This window comes from Pantoea sp. SYBGC1, from assembly GCF_057197005.1.
Window position 1 is genome coordinate 30,576 of the sequence record NZ_JBXUNM010000002.1, and the last position, 24,566, is coordinate 55,141.

Annotated in this window: 22 protein-coding genes; 10 read left to right on the forward strand and 12 right to left on the reverse strand. The window is 55.9% G+C overall.

The window, feature by feature from the left end; translation table 11 throughout:
* Nucleotides 1-15: 15 nt before the first annotated feature.
* From AC2CF9_RS05665 to AC2CF9_RS05675, 3 genes are all read right to left on the reverse strand, one after another.
* On the reverse strand, nucleotides 16-1,482 hold the full coding sequence (locus AC2CF9_RS05665; RefSeq protein ID WP_484556461.1) for a pyridoxal phosphate-dependent decarboxylase family protein: 1,467 nt from the start codon (nucleotides 1,480-1,482) through the stop codon (nucleotides 16-18).
* Between the two features lie 12 nt (nucleotides 1,483-1,494).
* Nucleotides 1,495-2,877 carry a diaminobutyrate--2-oxoglutarate transaminase gene (locus tag AC2CF9_RS05670; protein ID WP_071668318.1) on the reverse strand — a complete coding sequence of 461 codons (1,383 nt, stop codon included), beginning with the start codon at nucleotides 2,875-2,877 and terminating at the stop codon, nucleotides 1,495-1,497.
* 213 nt (nucleotides 2,878-3,090) lie between these two features.
* A complete protein-coding gene (locus tag AC2CF9_RS05675; protein WP_484556462.1) occupies nucleotides 3,091-3,846 on the reverse strand; it encodes a prepilin peptidase in 756 nt (251 codons plus the stop codon).
* 460 nt (nucleotides 3,847-4,306) lie between these two features.
* On the opposite strand from AC2CF9_RS05675, the gene arnB reads away from it, so the two are divergent.
* The 10 genes from arnB to AC2CF9_RS05725 all read left to right on the forward strand — a co-directional run bounded on the left by arnB (nucleotide 4,307) and on the right by AC2CF9_RS05725 (nucleotide 15,036).
* The gene (gene arnB / locus AC2CF9_RS05680; protein ID WP_484556463.1) at nucleotides 4,307-5,455 is read left to right on the forward strand and encodes a UDP-4-amino-4-deoxy-L-arabinose aminotransferase; all 1,149 of its coding nucleotides are present in this window, start codon (nucleotides 4,307-4,309) and stop codon (nucleotides 5,453-5,455) included.
* Nucleotides 5,445-6,431, forward strand: a complete 987-nt coding sequence (arnC, locus tag AC2CF9_RS05685; protein ID WP_484556464.1) for an undecaprenyl-phosphate 4-deoxy-4-formamido-L-arabinose transferase — start codon at nucleotides 5,445-5,447, stop codon at nucleotides 6,429-6,431. The genes arnB and arnC overlap by 11 nt, the downstream gene beginning before the upstream one ends.
* On the forward strand, nucleotides 6,428-8,407 hold the full coding sequence (gene arnA / locus AC2CF9_RS05690; RefSeq protein ID WP_484556465.1) for a bifunctional UDP-4-amino-4-deoxy-L-arabinose formyltransferase/UDP-glucuronic acid oxidase ArnA: 1,980 nt from the start codon (nucleotides 6,428-6,430) through the stop codon (nucleotides 8,405-8,407). The genes arnC and arnA overlap by 4 nt, the downstream gene beginning before the upstream one ends.
* Nucleotides 8,404-9,294, forward strand: coding sequence for a 4-deoxy-4-formamido-L-arabinose-phosphoundecaprenol deformylase (gene arnD, locus AC2CF9_RS05695; protein ID WP_484556466.1), 891 nt, complete (start codon nucleotides 8,404-8,406; stop codon nucleotides 9,292-9,294). The genes arnA and arnD overlap by 4 nt, the downstream gene beginning before the upstream one ends.
* A gap of 13 nt (nucleotides 9,295-9,307) precedes the next feature.
* A complete protein-coding gene (arnT, locus tag AC2CF9_RS05700; protein ID WP_484556467.1) occupies nucleotides 9,308-10,963 on the forward strand; it encodes a lipid IV(A) 4-amino-4-deoxy-L-arabinosyltransferase in 1,656 nt (551 codons plus the stop codon).
* Complete coding sequence (gene arnE / locus AC2CF9_RS05705; protein ID WP_484556468.1) at nucleotides 10,960-11,286, forward strand: 4-amino-4-deoxy-L-arabinose-phosphoundecaprenol flippase subunit ArnE; 327 nt, start codon at nucleotides 10,960-10,962, stop codon at nucleotides 11,284-11,286. The genes arnT and arnE overlap by 4 nt, the downstream gene beginning before the upstream one ends.
* Nucleotides 11,283-11,648, forward strand: a complete 366-nt coding sequence (arnF, locus tag AC2CF9_RS05710) for a 4-amino-4-deoxy-L-arabinose-phosphoundecaprenol flippase subunit ArnF (protein WP_484556469.1) — start codon at nucleotides 11,283-11,285, stop codon at nucleotides 11,646-11,648. The genes arnE and arnF overlap by 4 nt, the downstream gene beginning before the upstream one ends.
* A gap of 144 nt (nucleotides 11,649-11,792) precedes the next feature.
* A complete protein-coding gene (locus AC2CF9_RS05715; protein WP_150017154.1) occupies nucleotides 11,793-12,614 on the forward strand; it encodes a TIM barrel protein in 822 nt (273 codons plus the stop codon).
* A gap of 25 nt (nucleotides 12,615-12,639) precedes the next feature.
* Nucleotides 12,640-13,650, forward strand: coding sequence for a bifunctional inositol 2-dehydrogenase/D-chiro-inositol 1-dehydrogenase (gene iolG, locus AC2CF9_RS05720; protein ID WP_484556470.1), 1,011 nt, complete (start codon nucleotides 12,640-12,642; stop codon nucleotides 13,648-13,650).
* Nucleotides 13,651-13,797: 147 nt separating this feature from the next.
* The gene (locus tag AC2CF9_RS05725; protein ID WP_484556471.1) at nucleotides 13,798-15,036 is read left to right on the forward strand and encodes an aromatic amino acid transporter; all 1,239 of its coding nucleotides are present in this window, start codon (nucleotides 13,798-13,800) and stop codon (nucleotides 15,034-15,036) included.
* 40 nt (nucleotides 15,037-15,076) lie between these two features.
* Here the strand turns inward: AC2CF9_RS05725 and uraH are convergent, their stop codons facing one another.
* From uraH to malE, 9 genes are all read right to left on the reverse strand, one after another.
* Nucleotides 15,077-15,490, reverse strand: a complete 414-nt coding sequence (gene uraH, locus AC2CF9_RS05730) for a hydroxyisourate hydrolase (protein ID WP_071668326.1) — start codon at nucleotides 15,488-15,490, stop codon at nucleotides 15,077-15,079.
* A 127-nt stretch (nucleotides 15,491-15,617) separates the two neighbouring features.
* On the reverse strand, nucleotides 15,618-16,721 hold the full coding sequence (locus AC2CF9_RS05735; RefSeq protein ID WP_150017151.1) for an NADH:flavin oxidoreductase/NADH oxidase: 1,104 nt from the start codon (nucleotides 16,719-16,721) through the stop codon (nucleotides 15,618-15,620).
* A 212-nt stretch (nucleotides 16,722-16,933) separates the two neighbouring features.
* Nucleotides 16,934-17,722: an N-acyl amino acid synthase FeeM domain-containing protein gene (locus tag AC2CF9_RS05740; protein ID WP_150017150.1), complete on the reverse strand. Its 789-nt coding sequence runs from the start codon at nucleotides 17,720-17,722 to the stop codon at nucleotides 16,934-16,936.
* 215 nt (nucleotides 17,723-17,937) lie between these two features.
* Nucleotides 17,938-18,777 carry a class I SAM-dependent methyltransferase gene (locus AC2CF9_RS05745; RefSeq protein ID WP_150017149.1) on the reverse strand — a complete coding sequence of 280 codons (840 nt, stop codon included), beginning with the start codon at nucleotides 18,775-18,777 and terminating at the stop codon, nucleotides 17,938-17,940.
* Nucleotides 18,774-19,976, reverse strand: coding sequence for a YcaO-like family protein (locus AC2CF9_RS05750; protein ID WP_190314943.1), 1,203 nt, complete (start codon nucleotides 19,974-19,976; stop codon nucleotides 18,774-18,776). The genes AC2CF9_RS05745 and AC2CF9_RS05750 overlap by 4 nt, the downstream gene beginning before the upstream one ends.
* Nucleotides 19,977-20,022: 46 nt before the next feature.
* Nucleotides 20,023-20,154, reverse strand: a complete 132-nt coding sequence (locus AC2CF9_RS05755; RefSeq protein ID WP_255474547.1) for a hypothetical protein — start codon at nucleotides 20,152-20,154, stop codon at nucleotides 20,023-20,025.
* Nucleotides 20,155-20,610: 456 nt separating this feature from the next.
* Nucleotides 20,611-21,501 carry a maltose ABC transporter permease MalG gene (malG, locus tag AC2CF9_RS05760; protein ID WP_094111587.1) on the reverse strand — a complete coding sequence of 297 codons (891 nt, stop codon included), beginning with the start codon at nucleotides 21,499-21,501 and terminating at the stop codon, nucleotides 20,611-20,613.
* Between the two features lie 9 nt (nucleotides 21,502-21,510).
* Entirely contained in the window at nucleotides 21,511-23,043 is a 1,533-nt protein-coding gene (malF, locus tag AC2CF9_RS05765; protein WP_150017146.1) for a maltose ABC transporter permease MalF, read from the reverse strand.
* A 58-nt stretch (nucleotides 23,044-23,101) separates the two neighbouring features.
* Nucleotides 23,102-24,292, reverse strand: a complete 1,191-nt coding sequence (gene malE / locus AC2CF9_RS05770) for a maltose/maltodextrin ABC transporter substrate-binding protein MalE (protein ID WP_071668331.1) — start codon at nucleotides 24,290-24,292, stop codon at nucleotides 23,102-23,104.
* Between the last annotated feature and the right edge of the window lie 274 nt (nucleotides 24,293-24,566).

Below are 24,566 nucleotides of genomic sequence, written 5' to 3' on the forward strand. Positions count from 1 at the left end.
ATGTCAGCCGGAGAATCAGGCGCTCAGCAGCTGATCGGCGGTTTTTTCCACCAGAGCCAGCAGCAGCTTAATATCATCCAGCGTCACGGTCGGATTCAGCAGCGTCAGCTTCAGGCAGGTCACGCCCTGATTTTCGGTCACGCCTACGTTAGCGCGGCCCGACTCCAGCAGCACATCGCCGATGCGCTGATTAAACAGGGCGATCTGCGCGATATCGGTGAGCTGCTGCGGACGATAGCGGAACAGTACGCTTGCCAGCTGCGGCTGCATCACCAGCTCCAGACGCGGTGTCGCTTCAACATACTGCGCCACTTCCTGCGCCAGCGTGACGCCGTGGTCGATAATCGCCGCATACTGTTTCTGACCCAGCGCTTCCAGACCCATCCACAGCTTCAGCGCATCGAAGCGACGCGTGGTCTGCAGCGATTTAGAGACCAGGTTTGGTACGCCCGCCTCTTCATCAAACTCCGAGTTGAGGTAAGCCGCCTGATAACGCATCAGTTCATAGTGACGCGCATCTTTCAGCAGAAACGCGCCGCAGCTGATGGTCTGGAAATATTGCTTATGGAAGTCCAGGGTAACGGAGTCCACCCTCTCCAGGCCATCCAGGTAGTGGCGATACTTCTCTGACAGCAGCAGCGCGCCGCCCCATGCCGCATCCACGTGCACCCAGATGTTACGTTCAGCAGCAATGGCAGCAATTTCGCGCAGCGGATCGATAGCGCCTGCGTCGGTGGTACCCGCCGTAGCAACAATCGCCAGTACCTGTTCGCCATTCGCTTCAGCCTGCGCCAGTTTGGCCTGCAGATCGTTGACATCCATGCGCGCAAAGTCATCCGACTTCACCTGAACCACAGACTGATAGCCGTGGCCGAGCAGCGCCATGTTCTTCTGTACGGAGAAGTGCGCATTTTCAGAGCAGAACACTTTCATTTTACGCAGATCGCCGGTGATGCCATCCTGCTGCACTGAATGTCCCTGGCGGGCAAAGAATGCATCACGCGCCAGCATCAGGCCCATCAGATTGCTCTGGGTGCCGCCGCTGGTAAAGACGCCCGCGTCGCCGGCAGCGTAACCTACCTGGGCACGCAGCCATTCAATGAGTTTGACCTCAATGATGGTCGCTGATGGGCTCTGATCCCAGGAATCCATGCTCTGGTTCGTGGCGTTGATCAGAACTTCAGCGGCCTGGCTTACTACCAGGCTTGGACAGTGCAGATGCGCCACACACTGCGGGTGATGCACTGACAGGCTGTCTTTCAGGAAATACTCAATTGCGCGCTCAATCGCAGCCTGGTTACCCAGGCCGTCAGGATTGAAGTCAAGCGCAATTCGCTCGCGCAGTTCGGCAACCGTTTTGCCCTGATACATCTCAGGCTGTTGCAGCCACTGCACAACCGCGGCGCTGCTCTGGGCAATCGCCTGCTGATACGCCTCAATGCTCTGCGCAGAGGCGGCCAGAATCGGATTCACTTCACTCATTTACTTTTCCAGTCAAACAGGTTTGACGCCAGCGCCCAGCAGCGCCTGCTCAAATTTATCCAGGAACACGGCCAGCTCTTCGTTTGTGATAAGCAGGGACGGCAGCAGACGCAGGACAGAACCGTGACGGCCACCGCGCTCCAGAATCAGGCCCGCTTCGAAGCATTTCTTCTGCAGCAGCGCAGAAAGCTCGCCATCTGCCGGGAAGCTGCCCATGTGATCGGCTGGCTCATCAGGCTTAACGATTTCAATACCGATCATCATGCCCATGCCGCGAATGTGACCGATAACCGGGAAGCGCTGCTGCATCTCTGCCAGCTGTGCTTTCAGCCATTCGCCCTGTTCCGCAACTTTGGCAGCAATATTCTGCTCGGTCAGCACTTTCAGGGTCGCCAGACCGGTCGCCATCGCCAGCTGGTTGCCGCGGAAAGTCCCGGTATGGTGTCCTGGTGACCAGGCATCAAACTGCTTTTTAATGCCCAGTACAGCGAGAGGCAGGCCACCGCCAACCGCTTTTGACATCACGATGATGTCCGGCTCGATGCCGGCGTGTTCAAAGGCGAAGAATTTGCCGGTACGGGCAAAGCCTGCCTGAACTTCATCCAGAATCAGCAGAATGCCGTGCTCCTGCGTAACTTTGCGAATGCGCTGCAGCCACTCAGCCGGAGCCGGGTTCACGCCGCCTTCACCCTGAACCGCTTCCAGAATAACGGCTGCCGGCTTGCGCACGCCGCTTTCTACGTCATTGATCAGGTTATCGAAGTAGTAGGTCAGCGCTTTTACGCCTGCGTCACCACCAATGCCCAGCGGGCAGCGGTACTGGTGCGGATAAGGCATAAACTGCACTTCCGGCATCATGCCGTTAACCGCCTCTTTTGGCGACAGGTTGCCGGTCACCGCAAGCGCGCCATGCGTCATGCCGTGATAGCCGCCTGAGAAGCTGATAATACCGCTGCGGCCGGTGACTTTCTTCGCCAGCTTCAGCGCAGCTTCAACGGCGTCCGCACCGGATGGGCCGGTGAACTGCAGGCAATACTCTTTGCCCTGGCCAGGCAGCAGAGAAAGCAGTGATTCAGAGAATTGATCTTTCAGCGGTGTGGTCAGATCAAGAGTATGTAACGGCAAGCCGCTGGTAATGACATTTTGGATGCTCTGCAGAACATCAGGATGGTTATGACCAAGTGCCAGCGTCCCTGCGCCAGCCAGACAGTCAAGATATTGCTTATTCTCAACATCCGTAATCCACACGCCGCTGGCTTTAGCGATAGCTAAAGGCAATTTGCGCGGGTAACTCCTGACGTTTGATTCAAACTCAGCCTGACGGGCTAAGAATGCGTCGTTGTTTCCGTTGAATGAGCTGGCACCAAAATTATCAATACGGACTTTATCCGTCATCATATCTCTCCTTCAACCGGGGCTCGCAGTGGCTGGCCGATTGACTAATTGAACAAAAAAGTATCAGTAATGTAAAAAGCGCGGCCAATATAGAGCCTTTTGCCTCACATCACAATGATTAATTTTGTGTAGAATTGTTTATTCTTTTCATATACGAATCATAACGTTGGACAGAAACTGGCCGCTGTTATTTCTCCGCTAAAATGGCCAGCTTTAAATTATTGAATGAATAAAGAGACTTATGCCCGCCAGTGAAAGCCACGGACCAAACGGGACAGGGCGGCCTGGCTGCTGAAAACCGCAGGGTTTGATAAAGATCACAAAAATCAGCGCGCTGCCACAGGCGATAAGCAACAGCGCCGGCAGTGACGTCCAGCCAAGCCAGGCGCCCAGCGCCGCCATTAATTTTGCATCCCCCCGCCCGATGCCCGGCTGGTTTCTCAGCAGCTGATAGCACCAGCCGGTAAAGCGAATCACGCTATACCCGGCCGCTGCGCCGGTAACGGCATCACGAAGCGTACCGGGCATTACATCACCGGCATGCAGTAGCAGACCAAGCCAGAGCAGCGGCAGCGTAATCGCATCCGGCAGCAGCAGATGCGTCATATCGATAAGCGAAAGCGCCAGCAGTGACCATGCCAGCAGCAGTGCGGCAATCAGGCGGCTGTCCGCGGGCAGCAGCTGCATCAGCAGCAGGGCGATCAGCGACGTTGTGGCCTCAGTAACCGGATAACGACCGCTGATAGGGCCGCAGCAATCGCGACACCGGCCGCGCAGCAGCAGCCAGCTCAGCACCGGGATCATGTCATACCAGCGCAGGACGCGTTCACAGTGTATGCAGCAGGAGGAGGGGGCCAGCAGGGAAGTGAAGGTGGGCGCCCCGGTAATATGCCGCGGCAGCCGATACACCACAACGTTAATAAAACTGCCCGTCGCCAGCGACAGTAGCGTCACCATTACCAGCACCATATTACCCTCCTTCTCACATGACGTAATTCATCTGCGGGCAACCTACCTTTTATCTGGCTAAAGCGGTATTAAAAATCAACAATTTCAATGCGTTGCATGAGTAATTGCGCGTCATATCCAGAAAGTTGAGCGTGTGAAAATCTCAACGGCAGCCCTGCTTTTGTCATACCGCGATCTGCACGTTTATCAATCAACCCTAAACGCTGAAGAAGTTGGCTGAGTAAACGCCGCAAATTTAATGTTGCGTTAAGTTTTGGCGCTTAAGGTGATTACGCAGGAAAAATAGCAAGGCCGCTAATGTTTTAGTCGATCGGCTATGTCAGCACTGAGCCAGTGAATGGGCACGATGTTATCCGGTTTTTCACTGTGACACGTTGAGAGTGCGTTGAAGTTGCGCAGAGTGACAAGTGCAGAGTGTGTTCCTGCATTAAGGTCAGAGCATAATTGATAAGGTGGATTTATGTCTTTCTTACCCTTTTCGCGCCCCGCTTTGGGCGAAGAAGAGCTGGCCGCCGTCAGCGCGGTGTTCGCTTCGGGCTGGATCACCACCGGCCCGAAAAATGCTGCGCTGGAGCAGGCTTTCTGTGAACTGACCGGAAACCAGCACGCCATTGCCGTCAGTTCAGCGACTGCCGGCCTGCACGTCACGCTGCTGGCGCTGGGCATTCAGCCCGGAGATGAAGTGATCACCCCTTCATTAACGTGGGTCTCTACGCTCAATATCATCACGCTGCTGGGAGCCACGCCAGTCATGATCGATGTTGATCGCCATACGCTGATGGTGACGGCGCCGCAGATTGAAGCGGCGATTACATCACGCACCCGGGCAATTATTCCGGTGCATTACGCCGGTGCGCCGGTTGATCTGGCGTCAATCTGCGCGCTGGGTGAGCGCTACGCCATTCCGGTGATTGAGGACGCCGCGCACGCGACCGGCTGCCACTATAACGGCCAGCATATCGGACAGCGCGGCACCGCGATCTTTTCACTGCACGCCATCAAAAATATTACCTGTGCCGAGGGCGGCATTGTTGTAACGGATGATGCTGAACTGGCCGACCGGGTGCGCAGCCTGAAGTTTCACGGCCTGGGGGTGGATGCCTGGGATCGCAATATGCACGGGCGTAAACCGCAGGCAGAGGTGATAGCACCCGGTTTTAAATACAATTTGCCGGATATCAATGCCGCTATTGCGCTGGTCCAGCTCGGTAAGCTTGAGGCGATTAACCGTCGCCGCCGGGAGATTGCGCAGCGCTACCTGCAGGCGCTGGCGGATACGCCTTTTCTGCCGCTGAAACAGCCGGACTGGCCGCATCAGCACGCCTGGCATCTGTTTATCATTCGCGTGGATGAAGCGACCTGCGGCATCAGCCGCGATGCGCTAATGGAGGCGCTGAAAGCGGAGGAGATCGGCACCGGGCTTCACTTTCGCGCGGCGCACACGCACAAATATTATCGTGAACGTTATCCACAACTTTCCCTGCCTGATACGGAATGGAACAGCGAACGTATCTGTTCGCTCCCGCTGTTTCCCGATATGCAGGATGAGGATGTCAGCCGGGTAATCAGCGCGCTGCGTACGCTGGCAGGAGGCCGCCATGCTGGATGAAAAGCCGCTTCAGAAAATCTCTGTGGTTATTCCGGTCTATAACGAAGAGGAGAGTTTGCCGGAGCTGGTACGCCGCACCAGCGCAGCCTGCGGCACGCTGGGTCTGAACTTTGAGATCCTGCTGGTGGATGACGGCAGCAGCGACCGCTCGGCGCAGATGATCGCCGATGCCGCTGATATGCCAGGAAGTCACGTCGTCGGCGTACTGCTTAACCGAAATTATGGTCAGCACTCTGCGATTATGGCGGGTTTCGCCCATGTATCGGGCGACCTGATTATTACGCTGGACGCCGATCTGCAGAATCCGCCTGAAGAGATCCCGGCGCTGGTCAGGGCTGCGCAGCAGGGCTACGACGTGGTGGGCACGGTACGGCAGAACCGACAGGATAGCTGGTTTCGCAAACGCGCTTCACGCGCCATCAATCAGCTGATCCAGCGCGTCACCGGCAAAGCGATGGGCGATTATGGCTGCATGCTGCGCGCCTATCGCCGGCACATTGTTGACGCCATGCTGAACTGCCATGAACGCAGCACCTTTATTCCCATTCTGGCCAATACCTTTGCCCGCCGCACCATTGAGCTGCCGGTCGCACACGCCGAGCGCGAGTTTGGCGATTCCAAATACAGCGTCATGAAGCTTATCAATCTGTTGTATGACCTGGTGACCTGTCTGACCACGACGCCGCTGCGCCTGCTGAGTATTGCTGGCAGCCTGATTGCGCTGGCGGGCTTTGCCTTTTCACTAGTGCTGGTGATTTTACGCCTGTTTTTTGGCGCCGGCTGGGCCGGCGACGGTCTGTTTATGCTGTTTGCGGTGCTGTTTATTTTTGTCGGCGCGCAGTTTATCGGAATGGGCCTGCTGGGCGAGTACATCGGGCGTATCTACAACGACGTACGCGCACGGCCGCGCTATTTCATTCAGCGGGTGATCCACCCGCAGCAGGAAACTCCTCAGGTTCAGGAAATCAAACCATGAAAACAGTTGTTTTTGCCTATGCGGAAATGGGTTGCGCAGGAATCAACGCGCTGCTGAAAGCGGGTTTTGAGATTGCGGCGATCTTTACGCACACCGACACCGGCGCAGAGAGCCATTTTTTTGATTCCGTCGCGCGCCTTGCCGCTGAGCGCGGCATTCCGGTACATGCGCCTGAAGAGGTCAATCACCCGCTATGGATTGAACGCATTCGCGCCTTGCAGCCCGATTATATTTTCTCCTTTTATTACCGCGCCATGCTGAGCGACGCTATTTTGGGATGTGCGGCACGCGGCGCGTTTAATCTGCACGGCTCGCTGCTGCCCGCCTATCGCGGACGCGCACCGCTTAACTGGGTGCTGGTTAATGGCGAAAAGGAAACCGGCGTGACGCTGCATCGCATGGTTAAGCGGGCCGATGCCGGTGACATTGTCACGCAAGAAAAGGTGGCGATCGATGAGCAGGATGACGCGCTAACGCTGCACCGTAAGCTGGTTGCCTGTGCCACACAGCTGCTGGAAGGTGCGCTGCCAGCGCTAAAGCGCGGCGAAATAGTTGCCCGGCCGCAGGATGAGCGGCTGGCAACCCGGGTCGGACGCCGCACGCCGGAAGATGGACGTATCCGGTGGGAGCAGAGTGCGCAGCAGGTGAATAATCTGGTGCGCGCGGTAACCTGGCCGTGGCCCGGTGCTTTTGCCTATGCCGGTACGGTGAAGTTTATGGTGTGGAAAGGACGTGTGCACGCCGGCGCGCCGGGTGCCAGAGCCGGAACCGTACTCTCTGTCGATCCGCTGCAGGTCGCCTGCGGCGAGGGCGCACTGGAAATTATCACCGGCCAGTGTGACAACGGCGTGTTTATGAATGGCAGCCAGCTGGCGCAGAGCCTGGGGCTGGTACCCGGCGCGCTGCTTTACTCTGAGCCGGTGGCGGCTGTTAAACGCCGCACGCGGGTGCTGATCCTCGGGGTGAACGGCTTTATCGGCAATCATCTGACTGAACGCCTGCTGCAGGATGATAATTTTGAGGTTTACGGGCTGGATATCGGCTCTGATGCGATAAGCCGTTTTCTGAACGAGCCGCGTTTCCACTTTGTTGAGGGCGACATCAGTATTCATTCCGAATGGATTGAGTATCACATCAAAAAATGTGACGTGGTGCTGCCGCTGGTGGCGATTGCTACGCCGATTGAGTACACCCGTAACCCGCTGCGCGTATTTGAGCTCGATTTTGAAGAGAACCTGAAAATCATTCGCGACTGCGTTAAATATAAAAAACGCATCATTTTCCCTTCTACCTCTGAAGTGTACGGCATGTGCACCGATCGGCATTTTGATGAGGATAGCTCTAACCTGGTGGTCGGTCCGATTAACAAGCAGCGCTGGATCTACTCGGTTTCCAAACAGCTGCTCGATCGGGTGATCTGGGCCTATGGTGAAAAAGAGGGCCTGCGCTTTACGCTGTTCCGCCCCTTTAACTGGATGGGCCCCCGGCTGGATAACCTTAATGCTGCACGCATTGGCAGCTCGCGCGCCATTACGCAGCTGATCCTCAATCTGGTAGAGGGATCGCCCATCAAACTGGTGGATGGCGGGGCGCAAAAGCGCTGCTTCACCGATATCCGTGACGGCATTGAGGCGCTGTTCCGCATCATTGAAAACCGCAACGGTAACTGTGACGGGCAGATCATCAATATCGGGAACCCTGAAAATGAAGCCAGTATCCGTGAACTGGCGGAGCATCTGCTGGCAAGCTTTGAGCGCCATCCGCTGCGCGACCGTTTTCCGCCGTTTGCCGGGTTCCGCGAAGTTGAAAGCAGCAGCTACTACGGCAAAGGGTATCAGGATGTGGAGCATCGCAAGCCCTCGATAAAAAATGCGCGCCGGCTGCTGAACTGGGCACCGGATGTGGATATGGATACCACCATCGACAACACCCTTGATTTCTTTCTGCGCACCGTTGAACTGCAGGAGAAGCCATGAAAAAAGTGGGGCTGCGGGTCGATGTTGATACCTGGCGCGGCACCCGGCTGGGCGTTCCGGCGCTGCTGGAGCAGTTCAGCCTGCATCAGCTGCAGGCGAGCTTCTTTTTCAGCGTCGGGCCGGACAATATGGGGCGCCATATCTGGCGCCTGCTTAAGCCGCATTTTTTTCACAAAATGGTGCGCTCGCGGGCGGCATCGCTCTATGGCTGGGATATTCTGCTGGCCGGTACCGCCTGGCCAGGACGCCACATCGGGCGCGGCCAGGCGGACATTATTCGCGCCACCGCCGATCATCATGAGGTTGGCCTGCACGCCTGGGATCACTTCGCCTGGCAGACCTGGGCGGGCGTCTGGTCAGATCAGCGGCTGGCGCAGGAGATCGGGCGGGGCAGGCAGATGCTGGAAGCGCTGACAGGTGACGCCGTCACCTGTTCAGCCGTTGCCGGCTGGCGGGCAGACAGCCGGATTATTGCTGCAAAAGAATCCTTCCATTTTCGGTACAACAGCGACTGCCGCGGCAGCGGCCCGTTTATCCCGCTGCTGCCGGACGGTACGGAAGGCACAGTTCAGATCCCGGTCACGCTGCCTACCTGGGATGAAGTGGTGGGGCAACAGGTGAGTGCTGCGCGCTTCAACGATTTCATCCTTGAGCACATGCAGCACGCTACGGGCACCGCGGTTTATACCATTCATGCCGAAGTTGAGGGGATCGCCGCGCGCGACGCCTTTAGCAACCTGCTCGATCGCGCCCGACAGGCCGGTATTCACTTTTGTCCGCTCAGCGAGCTTCTGCCTGCCGATCTCTCCACTCTGCCGCGCGCGCCTGTGGTACGCGGCCGGATTGCAGGTCGGGAAGGGTGGCTGGGCTGTCAGGCAGAAAATTAATCAGGGAGTTCTGATGCGTACAGGCACCAAAATCACGCTGCTGCTGATGCTGTTTGCGCTCTATTATCTGCTGCCGGTTCCATTTCGCGATCTGTGGCAGCCCGATGAGCTGCGTTATGCAGAGATCAGCCGCGAGATGCTTGTCAGCGGCAACTGGGTTGTGCCGCACTTTTTTGATTTGCGCTACTTTGAAAAACCTGTCGCCGGCTACTGGATAAACAACCTGGGCCAGCTGCTGTTCGGACACACTAATTTTGGCGTCCGCGCCGGTGCGCTCTTTAGCACGCTATGCAGCGGCCTGCTGATTTTCTGGCTGGGATGCCGGATGTTTGCCAGCCGCCGCGTCGCCCTGCTGGCCAGCACCGTTTTTCTGACCTCGCTGCTGGTTTACGGAATCGGCACTTACGCGGTGCTGGACCCTGTTCTGCTGCTGTGGCTGACGGGAGCGATGTGCAGCTTCTGGTACGCGGCTCAGGCACGCACATTCCGGCAGCGCTTCTCCGGCTATCTGCTGCTGGGGGCGGCCTGCGCCATGGGGTTTATGACCAAAGGCTTCCTGGCGCTCGCGGTCCCGGTGCTGGCGATTGTGCCGTGGATGGTGTGGCAGCGCCGCTTCACGGAACTGCTGCGCTGGGGGCCGCTGGCGCTGCTGACCGCGGTACTGCTGAGCCTGCCGTGGGCGCTGGCGATAGCGCAGCAGGCGGGAGATTTCTGGCACTACTTTTTCTGGGTTGAGCATATTCAGCGTTTTGCTGAGGAGAACGCGCAGCATAAAGCGCCTTTCTGGTACTACCTGCCGGTGCTGGTTGCAGGCACGCTACCCTGGCTGGGGCTGCTGCCCGGCGCGCTGATAAGCGGCTGGCAGCAGCGTCGCCAGCAGGCAGGCGTGCTCTATTTACTGAGCTGGGTCGTGCTGCCGCTGCTGTTTTTCAGTATTGCAAAAGGCAAGCTGCCAACCTATATCCTGCCCTGTTTTGCTCCGCTGAGCCTGCTGATAGCAGGTTATGCATCAGGAAACAGCGCACGCTTAAGCACTGCGCTGCGGTTTAACGGCTGGATTAACCTGCTGTTTGGCGCACTGGCCGCGCTGGCGGTGATAAGCGTACTGGCGCCGTGGGGGCTGGCACACCGGCCGCTCTACAGCAGCGACGAGAAACTGCGTGCGACTCTGGCTGCGCTCGCTTTTACCGGCTGGGCGCTGGCGGCAGGTGTCAGCCTGCGCACCGGGCGCTGGCAGCTGGCGGCGCTCTGCCCGCTGGCGCTGGCGCTGCTGGTGGGATTTGCTATTCCTGACCGGATACGGGACGCCAAACAGCCGCAGAACTTTGTCCGCCACATACAGGAGCGGCTTGCGCAGAGCCGCTTTATTCTGGCGGATAACCCCGGCGTCGCCTCGGCGATCGCCTGGCAGCTCAAACGCAGCGATATCTTTTTTTACAGCAGCAAAGGCGAGCTGGAGTATGGTCTCAGCTATGCCGATGCCCGAAAGCGCTATGTTGGCGGAGCGGAGTTTGCCGACTGGCTGCGCGTCCGGCGCAGAGAGGGTGATGTCGCACTGGTGCTGCTGCTGGATGCCGGGCAGAAAACGCCGGATGCGATGCTGCCGGTGCCGGATGATGTCTGGCAGCAGGGACGGCTGGTTTATTACAGCTACCGTCGCGCGCTATGAACCTGCTGCTGATTGTTCTGGTCAGCCTGCTCAGCTGTGCAGCGCAGCTCTGTCAGAAGCAGGCCGCGCTGATGGCGTCAGGCGGCAGACGCATGGCGCACTGGGTTGCGCTCAGTATGCTGCTGCTCGGGACGGCGATGCTGCTCTGGCTGCTGGTATTGCGCAGTGTGCCGGTCAGCCAGGCTTATCCAATGCTCAGCCTTAACTTTGTGCTGGTGGCGGCCGCCGCACGCCTGATCTGGCGCGAAGCCTATACGCTGCAGCAGTGGCTGGGCACGCTGCTGGTTGTCGCGGGGGTGGCGCTGATGGGGAGTCAGCTATGAAAGGTACAGGGCTGGCGCTCGTAAGTGTAGCGCTGGTGACGCTGGCGCAGCTGATGCTGCGCAGTGCGATGATGGATGTTCCCGCGGTCAGTACGCTGCTGCAGGGCGGCGCACGCCCTGTGCTGATGCTCTGCGCCGGCATGGCAGCCTACGGGTTATCGATGCTCTGCTGGCTTGCCGCCCTGCGCTATCAGCCACTCAGTCAGCTCTATCCGCTACTCAGTCTGAGCTACGTAGGGGTCTGGCTGGCTGCTGTGGTTCTGCCGTGGTTTCATGAGCCTTTTCGCTGGAGTAGCCTGGCGGGTGTAGTACTGATTGTGGCGGGCCTGCTGGCGGTATCGCTGCCACGCGGTAGAAAATAGAGCTGCGGATATCTGCTTCGCGACCGTCAGCGGCAGCGCAATACAGCGCTGATGTAAATCACTCAAAGAAGCAGCGGAGCCGCTCAGCCTGATGTTTTAGTATCGCTTCAGTTGCCTTCCAACCCGTACGCATCAGGACTGAATATGACCGGTAAACTAAGCAGCGACCGCCTCTGTATTAACCGCAAAATTGCTCCCGCTCTGAGCATCAGTGAATTTTTTGCGCTGGTGGCAAAACTGGGGCTGCACAAGGTTGAAATCCGCAACGACATGAAAAGCGGCAGCGTGACCGACCATCTCGGCGGCGCGCAGGTGAGCGCGCTGGCGCGCGAGCACGATCTGACTATCGAAACGATCAATGCGGTCTATCCATTTAACCAGCTCAATGATGAGGTGCTGGCAAAGACCCGCAGCCTGCTGAAAGACGCAGCTGAAAGCGGTGCCAAAGCGCTGGTGCTCTGTCCGCTCAACGATGGTACGCCGGTCAGCGACGCGCAGACTATTGACGCGCTGCAAACGCTGGCGCCACTGTTTGCAGAGTACGGCATTCAGGGGCTGGTTGAGCCGCTGGGCTTTCCGCAGAGTTCGCTGCGTTCTGCCGCGCAGGCGCAGCAGCTGATCAAACAGGCCGGGGTGCCGTTCAAAATTGTGCTGGATACCTTCCATCATCATCTTTATGAAGGTGCCGAAGCGGACTTTGCCGGGCACGTCAACGTGCATGAGATTGGCCTGGTTCACCTGTCCGGCGTGACCGATACGCGGCCGGCGGCAGAGCTGACGGATGAAGAGCGTATTATGCTCAGCGCCGATGACAGACTGCAGACAAAGCAGCAGGTGGCCCGCCTTGAAGAGATGGGGTATCGCGGGATCTATGCCTTTGAGCCTTTCTCATCGGTGATGGAGAGCTGGAGCGCTGCTGAGATTGAGCAGCAGATCCGCAGCAGCATCGACTATCTCAACCGCTAACCGCAACCGGCTCAGGAAACAGACTATGACACTCAATATTGGCGTAATTGGCACCGGTGCAATCGGCCGTGAACATATCCGGCGCTGCAGTCAGGTACTGCAGAACGCGCGCGTAGTGGCGCTAAATGATATCGACCGCCGTCAGTGTGAAGAGGTAGCAGCTGCGCTACAGCTGCAGGCGGAGATCTACGACAGCGCGCACGATCTGATTAATGCGCCTGACGTACAGGCGGTGCTGGTGACCTCCTGGGGGCCCACTCATGAAGAGTTTGTGCTGGCGGCGATCGAAGCGGGCAAGGCGGTGTTTTGTGAGAAGCCGCTGGCCGTGACGGCGCAGGGCTGTATGAACATCGTTGAAGCGGAGATGGCCGGCGGTAAAAAACGCGTACAGGTCGGCTTTATGCGACCGTATGACAGCGGCTACCGTGCGCTGAAGCAGGTGCTGGAGAGCGGGGAGATTGGCGCGCCGCTGATGCTGCACTGCGCGCATCGCAATCCGGAGGTGGGTGACAGTTACACCACGGATATGGCGATTACCGATACGCTGATCCACGAGCTGGATGTGCTGCGCTGGTTGCTGAATGATGATTACGTCAGCGCGCAGGTGATCTGGCCACGCAAAACGCGCCACGCCAGTTCACATCTGAAAGATCCGCAGATTGTTCTGCTGGAAACGGCGCAGGGTACGCGCATCGACGTCGAAATTTTTGTTAACTGCCAGTATGGCTATGACATTCAGTGTGAAGTTGTCGGAGAGAGCGGTGTTGCCCGGTTGCCGGAACCTATGGCGGTGCAGACGCGCAGTAACGCGGCGCTCTCTGTGGCCATCCTGACCGACTGGAAAAAGCGCTTTATCGATGCATACGATGTGGAGCTGCAGGCGTTTATCAACAATGTGCTTGCCGATGAGCTGACCGGGCCTTCTGCCTGGGATGGTTATGCGGCGGCGGTGGCAGCAGACGCCTGTGTCGCCGCTCAGAAGAGCGGCGATATTGTTCCGATTACGATGCCGCCCCGTCCGGCTTTTTATCAGTAACCCCGCCTGAACTGCGCGCCTGCTCTGCAGGCGCGCTGCTGTCATCATCTGCTTACAACCCTGCCCGCCGGTTTTTGCGCTTTGTACTCTACATACTAGTACATGATGTGTATCATCCCGCCTTTGCTAATTTTCTGAGTCGTCTTAATGTCAGTACCTCAACTCACGCCGCGCCAGCCCTCAGTCTGGTGGGGCGCTATGATCATCTGTGGCACCGTTGTGGGTGCCGGTATGTTTACGCTGCCTGTTGTTATGGCAGGAAGCTGGTTTGGCTGGGGCGTGCTGCTGCTGTTTATCAGCTGGGGCGCGATGCTGCTCTCCGGGCTGCTGTTTATGCGCGTCAGCCTGCACTATGCTGCCGGCGCCGGTTATGACACGCTGGTTCGCGATCTGCTGGGGCGCGGCTGGGCAAGGCTTAACGGGTTAAGCATCCTGTTTGTACTGGGCATTCTGACCTACGCCTATATTTCAGCCAGCGGTCCGGTCTATCAGCACTCCCTTAATCAACTGGGGCTGCCGCTGACAGCGGCCGGTGCAAAAATTGCGCTGACGCTGCTGGTTGCAGGGGTGGTGCTGCTCGGCACGCGTGGCGTGAGCCGGCTTATGACCTTCTGCGTAGTGGCAAAAATCGCACTGCTTATTTTGCTGTTTGGCGGACTCCTGATGCAGGTTGACAGCGCCTCACTACTGCAGCCAGCGCCAGAAGGCAGCGCTTACTGGCCCTATGCGCTCGGCGTGCTGCCTTTCTGCCTGGCCTCTTTCGGGTATCACGGCAATATCACCGGGCTGGTGAGCTACTACCATCGCGACCGGCGCAGGATCGCACGCGCGCTGCTGCTCGGAACCCTGATGTCGCTTGCGCTCTACCTGTTCTGGATCGTCAGCACGATGGGAAATCTGCCACGTAGCGCATTTCCGGGTATTGTTGCGCAGGGCGGGGATATCGCCGCCCTGATGGCGGCGCTGGGCTCGCATCTGCAGGTACCGGCACTAACCCTGATGCTGTCGCTCTTTTCCCATTTTGCCGTTATCGCTTCGTTTCTTGGCGTCACCGCAGGATTGTTCGACTATATCGCCGACCGTATGGGGCAGGGGGATACGCGCCGGGCGCGGGTGAAAACGGCACTGCTAACCTTTTTGCCGCCGCTGCTGGCGTCGATTGTCTGGCCACACGGGTTTGTAGCGGCCATCGGCTATGCCGGATTGTTTGCCATACTGTGGGCGGTAGCGATCCCCGCCTTACTCGCATTACGCGCAGAAAAGCGCTTCGCCACGCATAAAAAATCCTCGCTGGCGATTACGCTGGTACTGCTATTCGGGGGACTGAACATTGTGGCCTGGCTGCTGAGCTGGCTGGGGTGGTTGCCGCTGTTTGGCGCAGACTGAAAGGAGCGCGCGCTGGTCTGACGCCAGCGCGTTTTAACAATCAGTTACCGCGATAGGTTGAGTAGCCATACTGGCTTAACAGCAGCGGGATATGGTAATGCTGATCGGTTTTCTCAAGGTTAAAAATCACCGGAATTTCCGGAAAGAAAGTCTGCTGATTAACCGACTTATAATACTCTCCGGTTTTAAACACCACGCGATAAATACCTGACTGCGCCATTTTATCTTTCGGATAGAGTGCCGGGATCCGCCCCTGCGCATCCGTGGTGGCTTCCGCCAGTTTTGTCCAGTTATCGCCTGCTTTCTGATCCAGTTCTACTTTCACGCCGGCAGTGGGGATGCCGGTCTGCAGGTTGAGCACGTGCACGCTCACCGGGTTTTTCATGGTATCAGCCGCGGCGACGCCAGCGGTGCAAAGTAAAACAGCAGAAAGCAGAAGGTGTTGAGGTTTCATTTCATCGTCCTTTAATGTGAATGCGTGAAATGAAGCATAGAGGGTAAAGGCCGGAGCGCCTCACGCTGGCCGCAATCTGTGAAATTTCCCAGAGGGGTGCGGCAGGCGGAGCGCCTGCCGCAATGGATCACTTGCCGTTCTGTACCAGCGTGCCTTTCAGGCCGTGCGGCTCTGAACGCAGATACTGCGGCGGAGCCTTAACGGTAGCGCCCAGCTCAGCGGCAGCGTGCCACGGCCAGTGCGGATCCCAGAGCATGCCGCGCGCCAGCGCAATCAGATCCGTATCACCGGTGTGCAGAGCCTGTTCCGCCTGCTGCGGATCGGTTATCAGTCCGACACCGATTACCGGGATCTCCACCACTTTGCGTATATCGCGCGCAAATGAGAGCTGGTAGCCCGGGCCGATATCGATCTCCTGATCGGGCGACAGCCCGCCGCTGGAGACGTGGATATAGGCACAGCCTGCTGCGGCCAGCTGCTGGCTGAACGCTATAGACTGCTCATTATCCCAGCCGCCTGTAACCCAGTCAGTTGCGGAAATACGCACGCCTACCGGCACGGAATCTGGCAGAGCATCACGTATCGCCTGAAACACCTCCAGCGGATAGCGCATGCGGTTTTCCAGCGATCCGCCATACTCATCATCGCGCTTGTTACTGAGCGGAGAGAGAAACTGATGCAGCAGATAACCATGGGCGGCATGCAGTTCAACCAGCTCGATACCGATGCGAACCGCGCGCTGTGCGCTGTCAACAAAGGCCTGTTTCAGGCGCATCAGCTCCTCTTTACTCAGCGCGTGTGGTGCCTGTTCGCCCGACTGGTAAGCCTCTGCGGAAGGCGCCACCGTCTGCCAGCCGCCCTGTTGGGCCGAAAGCTGCTCGCCGCCTTCCCACGGCACGGCACAGGAGGCTTTGCGACCTGCGTGACCCAGCTGGATACCTATCGGCAGGGTTGCCCACGGACGGATATCCTCCAGCACGCTGGCCAGTGCCGCCTCAGTCTCATCGTTCCACAATCCCAGATCGCCCGGCGATATGCGGCCAATATCCTCAACGGCTGTTGCTTCGATAATCAGTAAGCCCGCACCGGACAGGGCGAGCTGCCCCAGATGGATACGGTGCCAGGCGGTGGCTTTACCCGCCTCAGCGGAGTACTGACACATGGGCGCAATAATAATGCGATTTTCCAGCGAGAGCTGTCCCAGTTTCGTGGCGCTAAATAACAGACTCATCTTAACCTCATGTTTTCAGGGGATCTCAGGTGAAATAAGTGTAGATGGTCATCAGCGAACAGAGGCGGCCCGGCACAGGGATTCTGTTTCTAAGCGTTAACTGAAGAGATTTGGCATCCTAGTTACAACATTCTAAGTGATGTAGTTAAACCATTTGCGGCCACAGCAATGATATCGCCTGACAGGGCGCGCGGTGGCCTTTCACTGGACATTTACCTCTGAAGCGAGCAGAGATAACGATAAACAGCGGCATCCTGCGGATCCGGTCTGAAGCGCTGCCCATTACGACACTGAGCACAGATGGTACGATAGTGCCGGTTTAGTCCAAGTTCGCATAAAATACGCAGCCAGCCATTGGCACCGTAGCACTGTTGTTCGTAGATTTTTTCCCGCATCTTCTTGACGTCGAGACGCAATAACACAGCATTCAGATCGCTGTACTCAGGATGTTTTTTGGTTTTGCCTACCCGGGTAAACATGAAATTGCGCATGTAAAAAGGCGCTACGTTCTCTTTAACCTGAATAAGCAGATCGTCAACCTGTTCCACAAAAATCGTATAAATCATAATCCTGAGATAGAGCATAAACACCAGATTGTCCTGCTGTTGCGTCTGCTTAACCGACAGCGTACCCAGCTCTACGACTTTCCGGTTCTCCAGCCCGAGGGCGGCTAGCTCAGCACCAAACAGCAGGGAGCAGGGCAGCTGCTGGTTTCGCTGAGCAATCACGCTGATTGTGCCAAGGATCTCCTGTTTTTTACGTGCCAGAAACAGGGTGCTGTCGGGATGAAGCAGGCCCTCATTATAAAGAAACAGCGCACGCTTGCTCTTGATAATACCGCTGCGCTGATAGGCGCTATGCGTGACTTCCATGCCTTTCAAAAAATCGAGAAAAGCGGTTGCCGGCGCAATATCGATCAGCTTATCGCTATCATTAAGTAATCTGCATAGTTTGAGCGTTCTTTTACTTAGAACGCCATCCGATACCGCGCTGACAGTCACTGATTTCCTGAGCGAATCCACAATTATCCCTGACAGTAGAATTTAGTTTCGCTAATGTATTCAGGGTATCTGATGAATGGAATTAGTTTTGATCGAAAATTTAGTAATCACTGCGTAAAGCAAAATCTGTTATTCAGCTTGAAGAGCAGCGGTGTCACCGCAGCATTTTATGCTAAGCGGTATGTCGCACGTGCCTGTGGCCTCAGCGCGTTCTTTCAAAGTGTCTGTAATAGATAATACTGGAAAAAACCTGCCGAACGTTCGCTATAGCCGCTTGTTATTTTGAGAGCAATGTTTTTGCCCCGCACATGATCTTTAACATCACAATTTACAGGGGTATGACCAAAAATAATTAAATACCCTTTCTTATTAAGCAGCGTAATCAGTTTATCGATAACAGATGCTGCCTGATCGTGTCTTATCACTTCATGATTGGCGAAGCGGCAAAAAACAATATCATACCTGTCACGGTCACCGGATTGCATAAAGTCGCTCTGTATAACCTGCGGCAGCTGCTGCCTGGCCTTCAGAACCATTTTCTCCGCGCGATCGGCAGCGAAATAGTTTAGCCGGGGAAGCTTTTGTTTTACGGAGGCAAGGAAGGTTCCGGTAGAGCAGGCCGGGTCAAATACGCGGCAGCCAGGTAAAGCAATCTCACGCAGCAGATTCACGGTATGCAGGCGGAAGTGCGCTTCCTGTATGTCCAGCTTCTCAGGTGTGCCGGCCATCTGGTCCCAGAATGATTCCGGGCATATAGCCTCATTCCCTTCATCATCCAGCGGCGGCCATGGAAAGTGAATATTGTAATCCGGGCAGGGGGGAAGTAATTTTTCACACCACGCCGGATTGTCCGGCACTCTGATGCCGAGGGTTATTTCATCTTTGGTTTCATCCAGCGAAATGAGCGGTCCTTTTATCATATCGGGAAGAATGATGCTGTAAGCCACGTGGGTTAACGGCTTTCTTATGCCGGCAAAAATCGATTCAGAGGTTGTCATGATAAAAATATCATGCCGTTCCCGATTCGGGATCCGGATATAGATTATTTTACTCATATCTGATCCTGATAGCTCCGGCAGGGAATAACGACGTTGCCCAAACTGACCAGGGCAAATCGCTCCATGCCGGGCATGACGGCACAGGCCAGTGATACGCCGGCAGGATCGCTGTCTATTTCTTTAAGCCATACTGGTAATCCGGCTATTTCGCACAAGGTTGTCAGGCGGTGAAGGTGCTCTTGCAGTGTCAGTACAACGCGTTTCTCAGGCAGGTCAACACTAACAGAAGCGAGGCTGCCAAAATCGGCAACAAGGCTGCGATATAATTTTTCATGCTCTCTCAGGTTATGCTGGTGTTTTTCCAGTTCCTCAGTGAAGCAGGTAAAATTATCGGCCAGTTTATGCAGCTGGACAAGTTCTTTGATAGCCCGCGCAACCGCATGGTCAGCATAAAGTGAACAGCCAGCGCCGTAGATGTTTATCCCCAGACGCGGCTTACTCTTACAGTAAGCAAGATAAACAGGAGGCAGTGACGGTTCTGAGGCATCAATAATATTGATTTCATCCTCTAAGGCAGACTGAGCATCATTGAAAAGTTTTTCAGCTGCAGGTGGTAGTGAGTCTGTATTAACCAGTCGGATCTCTTTTTGTACATCATAGAAAAATGTTTTTGCCAGCAGGATACCTGTGCAGTGGCGTTCTATTATTTCCCCGATGGCGTGAATCGCTGCTTCCGTAAAACCATAACCTGCAGCGATACCTGCATTACTGGTATAGCGTCGCGCTGCACTGTAGTCTGTAGTGTCTCCCTGAATGACATGGCTGAAATATTCGCAATCCGTTAAAAAAAGAGGCCAGAGCAGTGATGCACAACCCTTTTTATCTGTAAATTCCACTGCTGCAATTTTGGCGGGTGATGATTTCGCAAGAATAGTCAACGGTAACATCCCGCGAAGTTCTGCCTGCTGAATGACTGACCCGAAAGGATATAACCTGCTTTTCTCTCTGAGTGCCGGAAAGCTTCTGTAATGTTCATAAGCTTCATAGAGTGCACCAACGCTGGCTTCCTCTGCATAGCCTTTACCGCAGCCAGAGATCGGTTTGGTGCTACTTTCCCTGTTCAACAGCGTAACCGTAGCTGAAAGCGTATTGCCAAAGTTGTCATTTTTAATCTGTATATTCTGGCGGGAAAAATAACGCTCTATTGCGTTTCTTGACCGGGTAAGGGTGACAGATCTTTCAGGCAGAATAGTCATGATAAATGTCCATATTAAAGCGGCACAATAATGTGCCGCTGAAATGTTAGTCTTCAGACTGACTCTCTTCATCCGCCTGTGAGACGGACGCTAACACTTCCTCTTCTTCAATAGTGAGTACGGCTTTGTTCGCATTCTCGCTATTACTGTTGCTGATGCCTGAGTTTAAATATCCCATGATTAGACTCCTTTATTAGCAAGCCGCTGATTGCGGCAGGGATATATTTAATTAATATCCATTCTGAGTTCAAACCCTGAATAATATAAATGTGCGCCAGATCAATTTATGCTTATTGAAGCTTTTGGCAGTTTTATCTTTAATTTTTCATATTATTTTACCGGAAATATTACTATTTAAAAAATAACTCCTTACCGATTTATATTTCATTTTCCGGGTGATTGATTTCAAAGGTGATATCAGGATTTTTATCTGCGCGGCTATGCCTCTTTTTTTCTAAAGAATTTCCTGATGGAGTTGCATAAATCAATCATCTCTTATCCTGGGGGAGGTCGGGTTCAGTAAGAAAAAATGTTGATTATTTCCCTCGCCATAAAAAAAGACGGCCCGGGGGCCGTCAAACGCCCCAGCGGTGGTTAAACACCGGGGCAGCGAGGTCACACAATGATGAAGAGGTTAGCCTTTAACACCACCCGCTGTCAGACCGCTGACCAGCCAGCGCTGTGCCAGCAGGAATACCAGCGTTATGGGAATGGCAGACAGTACCGCAGCGGCGGCAAAGTCGCCCCAGAGATAGTTCTGCGGATTTAAATATTGCTGCATACCAACGGCCAGCGTATAGCTGTTAACGTCACGCAGCAGCAGCGAAGCGACCGGCACTTCGGTAACCGCGGCGATAAAGGCCAGAATAAAGACCACTGCCAGAATCGGCACCGATAGCGGCAGCAGCACCAGACGAAACGCCTGCCAGGGCGTTGCGCCATCCAGCGCGGCCGCTTCTTCAAGCGAGCCATCGATGGTTTCGAAGTAGCCTTTAATGGTCCAGACGTGCAGCGCAATGCCGCCAAGATAGGCAAAGATTACGCCGCCGTGCGTATTGAGTCCAAGAAAGGGGACATACTGACCCAGCCGGTCGAACAACGCATAAAGCGCGACCAGCGACAGCACCGCCGGAAACATCTGAAAGATCAGCATACCTTTCAGCAGGGTTGCGCGGCCGGCAAAACGCATGCGGGCAAAGGCGTAGGCACAGGTCGTGGATAGCGTCACGATACCCAGCGCGCTTATCGCTGCGATCTTCACCGAGTTCCACAGCCAGAGCAGCACCGGGAAGGGTGGCGGTGTGACGCTGCCATCCGGCTGAGTCACGCTGAATCCCAGCGCCAGCTTCCAGTGCTCCCAGGAGATCTGCTCCGGGATCAGCGAGCCGGTCGCAAAATTGCCGGAACGCAGTGAAATAGCGACCACCATCAGCAGCGGAAACAGGATGGCGGCAATAAAAACCAGCAGCAGCAGATGCGTCAGCAGCAAACGAAGCTTTTGTGATTTGGGTTGTACCATTGCCATAATTTGTCCTCAGTCAAACTTCATGCGCACGGCTTTCAGGTTGATGACCGCCAGTGCCCCGACCAGCATGAAAATCAGCGTTGCAATTGCCGCCGCGAGACCAAAGTCCTGCCCGCCGCCGCCCTCAAACGCAATACGCCAGGTGTAGTTAACCAGCAGATCCGTGTAGCCGGCGGGCGTGGTAGTCCCGATCCGATCCGGTCCGCCGTTAGTAAGCAACTGCACCAGAACAAAGTTATTAAAGTTGAAGGCAAAGCTGGCGATCATCAGCGGCATAAGGGGCTTAAGCAGCAGCGGCAGCGTGATGCGGAAAAAATTCTGCAGCGGACCCGCGCCATCCATCGCGGAAGCCTCATACAGATCGTCCGGGATAGCTTTCAACAGCCCCATGCACAGAATCATCATGTAGGGATAGCCGAGCCAGGTATTCACGATGACCAGCATGGTACGCGCCAGCGCGGGATCGCTGAACCAGGCAGGCTGGACGCCAAACAGCGCCCTGAGCATGACGTTAACTTCACCAAAACTCTGGTTAAACAGACCTTTGAAAATAAGGATGGAGATAAAAGCTGGTACGGCGTAGGGCAAAATCAGCATCACGCGGTAGATAGCCTTGCCGCGCAGCGCTTCCCACTGCACCAGACAGGCCAGCACCATGCCCACTGCAACGGTCAGGATCACCGTCACCAGCGAGAAGATCAGCGTCCAGCCAAAAATGGCGAGAAACGGTTTCTGGATCCCTTCGTCAGTAAAGACGCGCGCAAAATTTTTCCAGCCCGCACTGACGGTAAATCCGGGGCTCAGCTGTTCACTGCCCCAGCTGCCGTCAGCCGCAATCTGCTGGTAAAACCCCGTGTCCTGATTCGCCTGATAGCGTACGCCGGTTTGCTGATTTTCCAGCACGCCCTGGCGCCCGGCAACATAGAGCGGACGGGTACCCGAGAACTGGCGTAACGAGCTCATCACCAGCTCACGTCCATCCGGCAACCGGGCACGGATCTGGCTTAGCGCCTGGCGATGCGTGGTGATGACTTTCAGCGTGGCGCGCTGAGTAGCGGGCAGCGGCGCCTGCTGCAGCGTCAGGGTCTGCGCGCCGCCGAAATCGAACGGCGTGGAGACGTAGCGCTCACCGCTGCTGCTGTCGCTGAGCACCAGCTGCCAGCGCCGATCGGCCGGGTAGAGCGCAAAATTCAGCCCGGCGCCATCCTGATACTGCCTGCCAAGCAGCACCTGCTGCGCCCGCTCCTGCGAAAGCTGATTGGTACTGCTGTAATTGGTGAACGCGATAGCGATAGTACAGGCCAGCGGAAACAGCACAAAAATAGCCATGCCGGCCAGGCCCGGATAGACATAGCGCCAGGCATAAGCGCGGCGATTAGCATAAATCCAGATGCCGGTCGCGCTGACAATCAGCGTCATGAGCGCAAACAGATATTCTCCCTGCGCATACATTAGCACCAGCAGATAGCCGACTAACAGACAGCAGCCGCCAACCAGTACGCCTTTCAGCATCTGGCTGTACCGTTCCGTTTTTCCTGACATGATCCGAAATTCCTCAACAGCTGATAAAAAGCCGGACATCGCCGGCTTCAGACAGGGTTTACTTGTTCAGACGGGTCTGCGCATCTTTCAGCGCGGCGTCCACGCTCTGGCGTCCTTTCAGCGCGTTAAGGGTGGCGGTGCGCATGGCGTACCAGAAGGCGGACATCTGCGGGATGTTTGGCATGATATCGCCGTTCTGTGCGTTGCTCATGGTGGCGGCAATACGCGGATCTTTCTCCAGAATCGCCTGATACGATTTCAGCGCCACGGCGCCCAGCGGCTTATCTTTATTGACCGCCTCAAGCCCGCTGTCGGTCAGCAGATAGTTCTCCAGAAACTCTTTTGCCAGCTCTTTATTGGGGCTGGCGGCGTTGATACCGGCGCTCAGTACGCCGACAAAGGTTTTGGAGGGTTTGCCATTGAGCGTTGGCAGGGTGGTCACCCCATATTTGATGCCGCTCTTGTCGATGTTGCTCCACGCCCATGGACCATTAACGGTCATTGCCGTCTGCCCTTTATTGAATGCCGCTTCAGCGATGGAGTAGTCGGTATCCGCATTCAGCACTTTGGCTTTGACCTGATCCACCAGGAACTGCATGCCCGCTTTCGCTCCGGCGTTATCCACGCCGGTATCTTTGATATCAAATCCACTTTGCGTGGGTTTGAAAGCGTAAGCACCACCTGCTGCCAGCAGTGGCCAGGTGAAGTAAGGCTCCTGCAGGTTAAACATGATGGCGCTCTTGCCTTTGGCGCGCAGCTGCTTGTCCAGATCGGCAATGGCTTCCCAGCTTTTTGGCGGTTCGGCGACCAGATCTTTGTTATAAATCAGCGAGAGGGACTCGACAGATACCGGATAACCGATCAGCTTGCCGTTGTAGCGCACCGCATCCCAGGTAAAGGGAAACAGCTTGTCCTGCACATTTTTGTCAGGTGAGATCTCCGCCAGCAGACCTGACTGCGCATAGCCGCCAAAACGGTCGTGAGCCCAGAAAATGATATCGGGGCCATCACCGGTGGCGGCCACCTGCGGATACTTCTCCTCCATCTTATCCGGATGTTCCACGGTGACTTTGATGCCGGTCTCCTGCTCAAATTTTTTGCCAACCTCGGCCAGTCCGTTGTAGCCCTTGTCACCGTTGATCCAGATAACCAGTTTTCCCTCTTCGATCTTTGCGAGAGCCGAAGCAGAGAACAGCACGGCGGAGAGCGCGGAGAGGGCAAATAAGCGCGAGACGGTTTTCATTGTCATAAGTCCATCCTGTAAACGAAAGCGGGAAGTAAGCGTCCCGTTTATTGTCAGGTTCTGCAGCACGGTTTCATCCTCCTGCTCTCTACGCCTGCAGACGTAAACGCGTGATCCTGCCTGCAAAAACCGCTGTTTTTATGGGCTGGCGCACACTTTCTCCCGCTTTTTTCTGCGTCTGACATCACAAAAATTTCTTCATCCAGCTGCCGGCAGCCAGCCCGCATCCTTTCTCCTCCTCCCGGCTCATCCCCCGTGCATTCACGTTGTGGCGGAGGAT